The following is an 11,854-nucleotide window of genomic DNA, read 5'->3' on the forward strand; positions in this document are numbered from 1 at the left end:
ATTCATTATTCAATAATAATTTGAGCCATCGCTAATTCCCGAGTATGACTAATTGATACACATATGGGACCTAATTGTTGCTTCTCATATATTTTTTTGAATACTCCTGATAAAACAAGAAATGGGGCTCCTTTCGGAGTGTGATTGACCTCTATATCTAACCATGAACCTTCTCTAAATCCTGTTCCTAATGCTTTTACAAAGGCCTCTTTTACGGCATAGATGCCAGCCAATGATTCATAACAATGGCGTTTCTTACCCTGACTATATTCTATTTCATATGTCGTATACACTCGTTGTTGAAAGCGAGCATTACATTTTATAGCCTGCTTAATTCGCTCTACTTCTATTATATCAATTCCTAAACGCATAGCTACCTCCATATAAAGAAAAGCACCAAATCTACAACGAGACTTGATGCTTAATTTGGTGCCGGAGGTGGGACTTGAACCCACACGGTGTTACCCGCTTGATTTTGAGTCAAGTGCGTCTGCCATTCCGCCACTCCGGCGTATCGGAACAATACCTATTATATAGATAGTCACTGACTCTGTCAACAGTTTTTTATGTAATATTTATATCAAATAACTAGATCATGTAAGAATATATTATTTAAAAATATTATTTAAAACTTTTATCGTTCATCGTATCATGAATGGCAAATAGAATCATTTCATTCGCATAGGAACGAAGCTCAGAATTATTAACACGACTCATATGCTCTTTTTCAATATCTAAAATGTGTGCAGGATTCACAGGTTCATCTACATTAGGAGTTGCTGGTTCTTGAATAGCTGCCCATAAATCTATGTGATGTGGTTCTGTAGTAGATATAAAACGTCCTGTAGTAGCAAATTCAATATCGTTAATCATAGCTTGTAATGTATCCATTGCATAGGTCGATTGTTCTTCTTTTTCTTTTATATCATAACGATGTGACCATTCATAAAAATGTTTACGATCTTTTAAGGCTTGAACAAATCGTTGATTTATTACTTCTGATACCGATAATTGAGTGCCATCTTCTAATATCTTCATAGGTACATGGCTGTCTGCTGTACGAGTTTGTTCATTATACCACGCTACATAGCGATCCATTTCAGACTGCACATAAGTACTAGGCGCTGGCACTAATATATGTTTTTCTTCTACAGATATACTAGGTGTAGCAGTAGGGGCTGGCATACTTAACGCATCATAATCGGCTTGTACAGAATACGTGCCACCCATATAAACAGCTGTTACTAATCCTCCAATTATCATCATTTGTGTTATTTGTTTTTTCATATATATCTCCTATTATAATACTAACCATAATCCTACTTGGATTGTAAGAAATTATAATATATAGATAATTATCAACAGACAATCATTATCTATATTAAATTAACTCTATTCTATCACATAAAATAGAAAAAGTCATTGGTATGCTAAAATTCATTGTTGTCATGTCTAATTGTATACTTTCTTTTATATTGATGATGCAATACATGTATTAGGAATCATTTCGTTACTAATCCCCATACATTAAGATATATCATTATAAGAAATCTTTAATTTTATCTCGTTTACCTCGATTGCGAAGTTTTGTTAGCGCTTTGCCTTCAATTTGACGAATACGTTCACGAGTTACACTGAAATATTGCCCTACTTCTTCCAATGTGCGTGGCTTGCCATCTTTTAATCCAAATCGCAAGATTAACACTTGTTGTTCCCGTTCAGTTAAACAAGTAAACACTTCATCGATTTGTTCACGAAGTAAGATATAACTCGCTGCATCATCTGGTGCAATCGCGTCATGATCTTCAATAAAATCGCCTAAATGCGAATCTTCTTCTTCGCCAATTGGTGTTTCTAATGATACAGGTTCCTGTGCTATTTTTTGAATTTCCCGTACACGATCTGCGGAAATTCCCATACCTTCTGCAATTTCTTCAGGAGTAGGTTCTCTTCCTTTATCTTGCAATAATTGTCTAGAAATACGGATTAATTTATTAATCGTTTCTACCATATGAACAGGAATACGAATGGTCCGTGCCTGATCGGCAATGGCACGAGTAATGGCTTGTCGAATCCACCAAGTCGCATAGGTTGAAAATTTATAGCCTTTTGTATAATCAAACTTATCAACGGCCTTGATAAGACCTAAATTACCTTCTTGGATTAAATCTAAAAATAACATACCGCGACCTACATAGCGTTTAGCAATACTAACTACTAACCGTAAATTAGCGTCCACTAATTTTTTCTTTGCCCGTTGCCCTTCTATCACTTCTTTGTAAGAAGCATCATTTTGCATACCTGCCTCAATTTGTTGTGCTAATATAATTTCTTCATCCCCTGAAAGTAATGGTACACGCCCTATTTCTTTTAAATACATCCGTACAGGGTCATCAATGTTAACACCTTCTGGTACAGTTAAATCAATTTTAATTTTCTTTTCTGGTACGGCATCATCATCTTCATCATCATCTTCCGCGCTTATAGAATCAGTGTCATCATGAATTTCATCTTCGTCTAAATCAGTAATGATATCAACATTTAACTTATTAAAAATTTCATACATATCATCAAGTTGTTCTGTTGAAATATCTTCTTGATCTGCTAGCGCTTCTGTAATTTCTGATTGATGCAAGCTACCATTCTTTTTACCTTTTGCCAATAACTCTTTAATAGTTTCTTCTATTTGATTTCTTGTTATATCTTTTGTTTTCTTAGCCACCGCACTCTTCCTTTCACGTACGTACTATTAAGACCATTCTTTTATAATGTCTTGCAATTTCTGACATTCTTTTAATTCATTAATGAAATTCATATCACCCAATCTACTTAATTGATCGGCCAGCATACTGTGTGATTTATATTGTTCTCGTAATGACCGTAAGCGCACAGCCCGTAACAATTGGTATAGTATATCTTTACTATATGTGTTATCACTGATTACCATAAGACGCATATATTCTTGTTTTGCTTCTCTTTCGAATACATTTTCTAATTCTCGAGACGTATAAGATCCTTTATCCTTTATATAGTCACCTATTTTTGTCAATATTTCTCGATGCAAAGGATTTGAGAAATCTTCTAAAGGAACATACTGCATAATATCCCGCCATGCTTGTATAGTATGAATTGCCATGGCGACTATTAGGTCTTCTTCTTGTATGGAGGACATAGTATACATAGATGTTGGCGGAGAATTAGATTGGGTTACGAGATTGCCTTTTTTTAGATAATTCTTAAAGTATCGATATACAGTATTGGTGTCTAACCACAATGGCAATGCTAACGCATGTAATAAATTATCACGTTCTACACTACTTTCTACATGAGAGATGTAGGCAAACATCTCTTCTAATATAGCTTGTTTTTCTAAAGGATCGGTACTATCATGGCGAATTAATGAGTCATTTAATAAAAATTCAAACGGCGTAACTGCTTGGTCTACTAACTTTTTGAAAGCCTCTTTTCCATGATGACGGCAATAATCATCAGGATCTTTACCATCAGGCATGGCTAATACACGTACTTTAAAATCTGTATTCACTAATAATTCCATAGCTCGTTTAGCAGCTTTTTGCCCTGCTCCATCCATATCATAGGCTAATATGATTTCATCGGCTTGGCGCAGTAACAGTTTGCCATGATCTTTTGTATAAGCAGTTCCTAATGAAGCAACTACATTAGTAATGCCTACATTATGTGCAGATATGACATCCATATACCCTTCTACTAAAATTACTTGTTTAGTACTTCTGATTGTTGGATACGCTTTATCGAATGCAAATAATATATGGCCTTTACTAAATATAGATGTTTCTGGAGAATTTAAATACTTCGGTGTACTATCGTCTAAGACACGTCCTCCAAAAGCAACAACTCGACCACGACCATCCATAATAGGAAACATAACACGATTTCTAAAATAATCATAAACCTTGCCACCACTTCCTTTTCTGCATAATCCAAGTTCGAGTAAATAACTTTCTTGAATATGTCGTTCTATAAATGAACGATATAGTTTGTCCCAACTGTTAGGAGCAAAGCCAAGTTTAAATTTTTTGATTGTTTCCATAGTTAAACCACGATTCAATAAGTAGTCTAAACCTGGTTTTCCCAATGATGTTTGAGTTAAGCAATTATGAAAAAAATTCGATGCCAGTTCATTAATTTCATATAGCTTGTGACGATATTCATTGCGTTCGCGTTGTTCCTTAGACATATCAGCAACAGGCAACGGAATATTAGCACGATTTGCCAATTTTTCTAATGCTTCTGGGAATGTACAATGTTCATAATTCATCAAAAAATTGATAGCATTGCCTGCAGCGCCACAACCAAAGCAATAATAAAATCCTTTTTCAGGGGTAACACTGAAAGACGGTGTTTTTTCATTATGAAATGGACAGCACCCCCAATAGGTTTTTCCTTTTTTTCGTAATGGTACATGTTCAGATATAACTGAAACAATGTCATTAGCATCTTTAATTTTTTCAATTAATTCAGTATCGAAATATCGAGCCATAGTTCACCTATATCTACTATTACATATCCACTAATTATAATATTCTACAAAAGACGTAATAATTCCTCTTTCAAGACTAAGAATCTCTCTAATCTATTGTATAAAAAATAGTCCAACTTTATTAATATTCGACATATAATAAAAAAATCCTCTATTAAAGAAAAAATTTTTATCATTTTTCTTTAATACAGAATGAATCTATCTATACAATAGAAAGAATACTATATGTTCCTAAAAGCAGGGCCCCTATAAATTCATAGTAATTTATCAAGAGTTATATAAGAATATTGGGACAACACACTATATGTTGTCCCAATATATATAATAAAATGACAAAGTAATAATTTCTAATTATTTAGCATAATCAATAACTCGTGTTTCACGAATAACTACTACTTTTATTTGTCCTGGATATTCAAGTTCAGATTCAATGCGTTTGATAATTTCTCGAACTAATAAAGTTGACTCAGCTTCATCTACTTTATCTGGTTTTACCATAACGCGGATTTCACGCCCTGCTTGAATAGCAAAGCATTTTTCAACGCCTTCAAAGGATTCGGCAATTTCTTCTAATTTTGTTAATCGTTTTAAATAGTTTTCTAATGTTTCTCGTCTAGCTCCTGGACGAGCGGCAGAAATGGCATCAGCGGCAGCTACTAATACAGCTTCTACTGATTTAAATTCTTCATCACCATGATGAGCACCAATACAATTAATAACTAATGGACTTTCTTTGTATTTTCTAGCAACATCTACACCGATTTCAACATGAGAACCTTCTAATTCATGATCCAATGCTTTGCCTAAATCATGGAGTAAACCGCCACGCTTAGCAAGTGCAATGTCACCTCCTAATTCAGCTGCCATAATACCAGCCAAATGAGAGACTTCAATGGAATGTTTTAATACATTTTGACCATAACTAGTTCGATATTTCAAACGCCCTAAGATCTTAATAATCTCTGGATGTAAACCATGTACGTCAGCTTCAAATGTGGCTTGTTCGCCTGCTTCTTTTATGGTTTGTTCTACTTCCTTGCGAGCTTTTGCTACCATTTCTTCAATACGTGCAGGATGGATACGTCCATCTACAATTAATTTTTCTAATGCAATTCGTGCAATTTCTCGACGAATTGGATCAAACCCAGACAAAATAACAGCTTCTGGCGTATCATCGATGATTAAATCAATCCCCGTCAAGGTTTCTAAAGCACGTATATTACGACCTTCACGACCAATAATACGACCTTTCATTTCATCGTTAGGTAAGGAAACGACAGACACTGTTGATTCGGCTACATGATCAGCTGCACAACGCTGAATTGCTGCTGCAATAATTTCTCGTGCATTCTTTTCAGCTTCATCTTTAGCTTGTTGTTCCAAGTCTTTTACTAATACTGCTGTTTCATGACGAATTTCTTCTTCTACATTAGTCAACAACGTAGTTTTGGCTTCATCAAATGTCATGCCTGAGATACGTTCTAGTTCTGTCATCTGTTTTTCATAAAGTGCATTCACTTGTTCACGATATTCTGTTACTTCATGCTCTTTACGTAATAACGTTTCTTCCTTACGTTCAATGTTGTCTAATTTCTTATCTAAGTGTTCTTCTTTTTGCAGAATTCGTCGTTCTAAGCGTTGTAATTCAGCACGACGGTCTTTATTTTCTTTATCAACGTCAGTACGAAGTTTATGAATTTCTTCTTTAGCTTCTAACAAAGCCTCTTTTTTCTTCGATTCCGCTAAACGCTTACCATCAGCTACGATACGTTCAGCTTCTATTTCAGCTTGTTTTAATTTCCCTTCGGCAATATTTTTTCTTAAGAAATAACCAACACCTAAGCCAATCAGTACCATTACAACGGCAATTATACTGTATTCTAAAATTGGTCTCACCTCCATACATAAAATTAAGGAGCCGATACTCATCGGCTCCTTGTATTGCCGTGTCTAATTCAATTATTAAACCCTATTTATAAGGTTAATTTAATTTTAGACTGTAAATGATATTATGTCAAGGAAATAAGAGTGATTACCAGCATAAACCTTACGTATTAAAGAATATATATACACTTATTACATTAGTAATCATCCTCATTAGATGCACTAATTTTATCACAGATGATGGCAATAGTATTACTAGAAAATCCGCGATTTGCTAATAGCCTACTTATTTTTTTCTTCGTTGTCATCATATCACTGACAGTTTTTTTCGGCATTTTTTTCTCTATCATAGAAAATCCTGCTTCAATTTCATTATAGGTATTAAGTATTTCTGGTATATCTAATCCACGAAGTTTTAGTTTTTGTTCAATATAAAATCGCCCATATAATTGTTTATGCATTAATCTACGAGCCATGTCTTCAGATAATCGTTTATCATCCAAATATTGTAATTCTATCAATTTATTTTCTACGCGATTAATTACATCATCAGAATACTCTTTTCCCTGCATTTTTCTTCTAAGCTCATAGGAACTCAAAAAACGATAGTTTAAAAAACGTAATGCTTGTGCCATTGCATTAGCGTATTCATCTTGATTGTTAACGTTCATATCTGCTGAATATATGGACATAGAAATTACGCTTCACTAGTATCTGGTGTTATTGATTCTGCATTCACACCGACATCAAATACTTCTGGCTCTGCCGATAAGGTATCACGAATAATTTTATCAATTTCAGCCGCTATAGCTGGATGTTCTTTTAAATAGGTTTTAGCAGCTTCTTTTCCTTGCCCCATACGTTCATTATTATAAGAATACCAGGCACCCGATTTATTAATGACTTCTAACGATACACCAACATCAATTAATGTACCTTCTTTAGAAATACCTATGCCATACATTAAATCAAATTCAGCTACTTTAAATGGTGGGGCTACCTTGTTTTTAACTACTTTTACTTTTGTTCTAGCGCCGACATTTTCATTATTCGCCTTAATCATTTCACCTTTACGTACATCTAAACGAACAGATGAATAAAATTTTAATGCTCGGCCCCCTGTAGTAGTTTCAGGATTACCAAACATAACCCCTACTTTTTCACGCAATTGATTAATAAAAATAACAACTGCTTTTGATTTATTGATAATTCCTGTAAGTTTACGCATAGCTTTACTCATTAAACGAGCTTGTAAACCAACTTGTGCATCGCCCATTTCACCTTCAATTTCAGCTTTAGGGACTAATGCCGCTACCGAGTCAACAACAATAATATCGACGGCTCCGGAACGAACTAAGGATTCAGTAATTTCTAGTGCTTGTTCACCACAGTCTGGTTGGGATATTAGTAAATTATTAATATCAACGCCAAGATTTCTAGCATAAATAGGGTCTAATGCATGTTCTGCATCAATAAAAGCAGCAATACCACCTTGTTTTTGGGCTTCTGCTACTGCATGTAAAGCAACTGTGGTTTTGCCAGATGATTCTGGTCCATAGATTTCAATAATACGACCACGTGGAAATCCTCCTACGCCGATTGCTAAATCGATGGCCAATGATCCAGATGAAATCACTTCAATGTTCATCTTGTTGGCTACATCACCAAGACGCATAATCGCGCCTTTTCCAAAATCTTTTTCGATTTGCTTTAATGCATTATCTAATGCAGTTTGTCTACCATCTGACATATTAGTGTACCTCTTTCATATATTCATATAGATAATAAAGTGCGTATTCTGCTGCACTTTGACGAATATCATCACGATTACCAATTAATTCTAATTTATGAACAACCGTGCCATTAGGTCCTGCGACCCCTATATATACTAATCCAACTGGTTTATCTTTTGTACCACCACCTGGTCCAGCTAATCCTGTTGTCGAAATACCATACGTACTATTGGTTATGCGTCTTGTTCCTTCTGCCATAGCTTGTGCCACTTCACGACTTACAGCACCGACTGTATCCAATAATTCTTGTGGTACGTGTAATAAATTATGCTTAATAGTATTCGTATAGGAAATAATGCCTCCATTATAATAGGCACTACTACCAGCTAAATCAGTTAATCGTTTGCCTACTAATCCCGATGTACAGGATTCTGCAGTACTAACTGTAGCAGTTGCGGTTAATAATGAACTTGCTAATAATTCATCCATGGATGTATGTAATTCTCTACCTACATGATGACCTAATCGTTCTCTAATAATTGCATCCCACGGATCCAATAATTGTTTAGCTTCATCAACTGTTTTGCCATGAGCAGTAATTCTCAACTCAATATATCCTTTTTTTATGAGTAAAGCAATCGTTGGATTTGATTGTGAGGCGACTAAATCAGCAACAGTACGTTCTAATTCTAATTCTCTAAGCCCATAAATCGCATATCGATAGGAATGAACATTTCCTTGCACGCCAAATATATTTTCTAAATAAGGAATGACACTATCTACAAACATTCCTTTCATTTCTCCTGGCGGTCCTGGTAAGAGGATAAAGGTTGTTTGACTGTTCTTATCTTGTAAAGCTACTCCAGGAGCTACGCCTACAGGATTGTGCAATACGTTGCTACTGGATGGCAACATAGCTTCTCTACGGCTTGCTTCTGGCATATCACGATTAACGCGATAAAAAAAGGCTTTTATTTCATTCATTGCATCTTCATTACATTCAAGAGGAACATCTATTGCACTGGCCACTACCTCACGAGTAATATCTCCTTGTGTAGGCCCTAATCCACCAGTTGTAATAATAATATCAGCTCGTTTCATAGCAATCTGTAGCACTTCTTGCATACGAAGCCGATTGTCACCCACAACAGATTGATATGCAACTGTATATCCTAGCTTATTCAACTCTTGTGCTAACCAGGATACATTCGTATTGACAGTATCCCCTAATAATAATTCAGATCCTGTTGAAATTAGCTCAACAATCATACCATCACATCCTTTAGTATTTAGTCCATTAGATTACACACTACATCATAGGCAAAGCCTTGTTCAATTTTTACATTACATATTGTGCCTGGCGTTAAATTTTCACAATTTTCAATATACATGTTACCATCGACATCAGGTGCCTGTGTTTCTAATCGACCTTTCGCCAAGAAAGTACCATCATCTGATGGTTCGATGGTTTCTATCATCGCTTGACATACTACCCCTTCTAAAGCCTTATTATTTTCTTCAGAAATAGCCGCCTGTATTGCCATTAATGTATGATAACGGTCTTCTTTAATCGACTCAGGTACTTGGTCATGTCTAGCGCCTGCAATAGTTCCCTCCTCTTGTGAGTATGTAAAAACACCCATATTATCAAATTTAATACGTTTTACAAAATCACATAACTCATCGAATTGCTCATCCGTTTCACCAGGAAAACCTACTATAATAGATGTGCGCAATGTAATATGCTTAGGTTGGTTTCTAATTTTTTTTAGTAATGTTTCTATATCATGACGACTATCTTTCCTATTCATTTGTCGTAATATATCATCATTAATATGCTGCAATGGAATATCAATATAATTACAAATTTTAGGTTCAGAAATAATGAAATCCAGTAATTCATCTGTAAAAAACTGAGGATATAAATATAATAATCGATACCACTCAATACCATCAATTTTTACTAATTCTTTAAGTAATGTGGTTAGTAATGGTTTACCATCGTCACTTAAATCGATACCGTAATGTGTTGTATCTTGGGCAATTAAAACAATCTCTTTGACACCCATAGAGGCTAGTTTTTTGACTTCCCCAACAATGGAATCAATCGTACGACTTCGAAATGGACCACGAACTTTAGGAATGATACAAAATGTGCATCCATTATTACAACCTTCAGCAATCTTGACATAGGCGCTATAAGTCGGTGTTGTTTGCATACGTGGCATACGTTCATCATACATATTAGTAATGTTATCCATAATACAAATACGATTACCCGCTTCAATTGCCTCTACAGCTTGCATAATTCGATCCCATGCACCAGTACCAATAAGGGCATCAATCTCCGGTATTTCTGTAAAAAGTTCCTCTTGGTATTGTTGGCTCAAACAGCCTGCCACTATTAAACCTTTACAATGTCCCCTTTGCTTGTATTGAGCCGCTTCTAAGATCGTATTAATCGACTCTTCCTTTGCCTTTTCAATAAAAGTACAAGTATTAATAATAATAAGGTCTGCATTGCTTAGATCCTCAGTAATTATATATCCTGCATCATTTAATTTTCCCAACATAATTTCTGTATCGACTAAGTTTTTAGCACATCCAAGGCTAATATATCCTAATTGTTTTTCCATTCTAATCCTTTCTAAATCGCACTTGACTAATCCACGCATCTAATAATTCTTTTTTTCCTTCACTTGTATAATGACCACTTACAGGAAGCAGTACTAATTCATGTCCCAAAGAATCAACTGGCAATGGCATTTCTGGATTTGTAAAACAAAATTTAAAATTATTGTCATTTAAAAGTTGTGCTGTTTGTTTAGATAATAACCAATTAATACATTCCATAGCTAATTCTTTATTTTTAGTAGTATGTAATACACCGGCACCTGTTAATGTGTAAGGACTTCCATCTTTAGGAAAAATAATTTTTACCGGATAATTATGCATCATGTACTGATTCCCATCTGAATAATTTCCTATACCAATGTCTGTTTCTCCTAATGAAGCCAATCGCACTGGTGTCGTCAAAAATTTAGAATGTTGAATTACATGTGTTTTTAGTCTTATAAAATAATCAATAGCTTCTTCTTTTCCATAAATTTCAACAAAATTATACAGAATAGTAGCGGCACTACGTGATGCTACAAAATCAGTTAAAATCACTTTCCAATCACCTGGTTTTGCTAATGTGGACCAAGTAGTTACATATTTACCTTCTCTTTGGTAGAAAGCGTTACTTTGTGCAAATATAACAGGATCATACCAAACTCCAACCCATTGACCATCTGTATTTTTAAATCTATCAGCTACTTCATCAATTCCTTCAGAAATAACTGGAGTAAATTGATGTGATTTAACACCTAATTCTAAATTGTCTTGACTGGTAATTACTATATCACCAGATTGATCAGCCATAGCAGACGATAGACGTTTACTCATTTGTTCTTCTGTTAAGGGTAAAATAGTTAACTTTATGTTTTTTTCCTTCATATATTCATCGGCCAAGACAGATGTAATTTGATTTGGTATATCAGTGTAAACTATTAATTCACCTTTTTGAGGCGATATAGTATCTTCTTCTTGCCGCTGTTGAGCCATAATGATTCCGCCCACTAACACTCCTAATACAAATACTAGTAAGATACACGGCGCTAGCCATCGTTTCATATATTTTTCTCCTTAATAATTGTATTCCACAGAACAACTG

10 protein-coding genes and 1 tRNA gene are annotated in these 11,854 nt (G+C 34.8%); all 11 read right to left on the minus strand.

The genetic code is table 11. The features are described 5' to 3' along the window. Window positions 1-5: 5 nt before the first annotated feature. On the minus strand, window positions 6-371 hold the full coding sequence (acpS, locus tag K357_RS0101270) for a holo-ACP synthase (protein WP_028257094.1): 366 nt from the start codon (window positions 369-371) through the stop codon (window positions 6-8). A 56-nt stretch (window positions 372-427) separates the two neighbouring features. Next, window positions 428-511: transfer RNA gene (locus tag K357_RS0101275), tRNA-Leu, on the minus strand. A gap of 110 nt (window positions 512-621) precedes the next feature. After that, complete coding sequence (locus K357_RS0101280) at window positions 622-1,287, minus strand: hypothetical protein (RefSeq protein WP_028257095.1); 666 nt, start codon at window positions 1,285-1,287, stop codon at window positions 622-624. A gap of 253 nt (window positions 1,288-1,540) precedes the next feature. After that, a complete protein-coding gene (gene rpoD, locus K357_RS09685) occupies window positions 1,541-2,722 on the minus strand; it encodes an RNA polymerase sigma factor RpoD (protein WP_028257096.1) in 1,182 nt (393 codons plus the stop codon). A gap of 27 nt (window positions 2,723-2,749) precedes the next feature. Then, a complete protein-coding gene (gene dnaG, locus K357_RS09690; protein WP_028257097.1) occupies window positions 2,750-4,522 on the minus strand; it encodes a DNA primase in 1,773 nt (590 codons plus the stop codon). Window positions 4,523-4,873: 351 nt separating this feature from the next. Further along, window positions 4,874-6,424 carry a ribonuclease Y gene (gene rny / locus K357_RS0101295; RefSeq protein ID WP_051211968.1) on the minus strand — a complete coding sequence of 517 codons (1,551 nt, stop codon included), beginning with the start codon at window positions 6,422-6,424 and terminating at the stop codon, window positions 4,874-4,876. Between the two features lie 179 nt (window positions 6,425-6,603). Further along, window positions 6,604-7,098 (minus strand): regulatory protein RecX, encoded by a 495-nt coding sequence (locus K357_RS0101300; protein WP_051211955.1) that lies wholly within the window; start codon window positions 7,096-7,098, stop codon window positions 6,604-6,606. A gap of 5 nt (window positions 7,099-7,103) precedes the next feature. Continuing rightward, window positions 7,104-8,156 (minus strand): recombinase RecA, encoded by a 1,053-nt coding sequence (recA, locus tag K357_RS0101305; RefSeq protein WP_028257100.1) that lies wholly within the window; start codon window positions 8,154-8,156, stop codon window positions 7,104-7,106. 1 nt (window position 8,157) lies between these two features. Next, window positions 8,158-9,408 carry a competence/damage-inducible protein A gene (locus K357_RS0101310; RefSeq protein WP_028257101.1) on the minus strand — a complete coding sequence of 417 codons (1,251 nt, stop codon included), beginning with the start codon at window positions 9,406-9,408 and terminating at the stop codon, window positions 8,158-8,160. Between the two features lie 20 nt (window positions 9,409-9,428). Beyond that, window positions 9,429-10,775: a 30S ribosomal protein S12 methylthiotransferase RimO gene (rimO, locus tag K357_RS0101315; protein ID WP_028257102.1), complete on the minus strand. Its 1,347-nt coding sequence runs from the start codon at window positions 10,773-10,775 to the stop codon at window positions 9,429-9,431. A gap of 1 nt (window position 10,776) precedes the next feature. Beyond that, on the minus strand, window positions 10,777-11,814 hold the full coding sequence (locus K357_RS0101320; RefSeq protein WP_028257103.1) for an ABC transporter substrate-binding protein: 1,038 nt from the start codon (window positions 11,812-11,814) through the stop codon (window positions 10,777-10,779). Window positions 11,815-11,854: the final 40 nt, after the last annotated feature.

The sequence above is a fragment of the Veillonella montpellierensis DSM 17217 genome (genome assembly GCF_000426745.1).
Taxonomy (GTDB): domain Bacteria; phylum Bacillota; class Negativicutes; order Veillonellales; family Veillonellaceae; genus Veillonella; species Veillonella montpellierensis.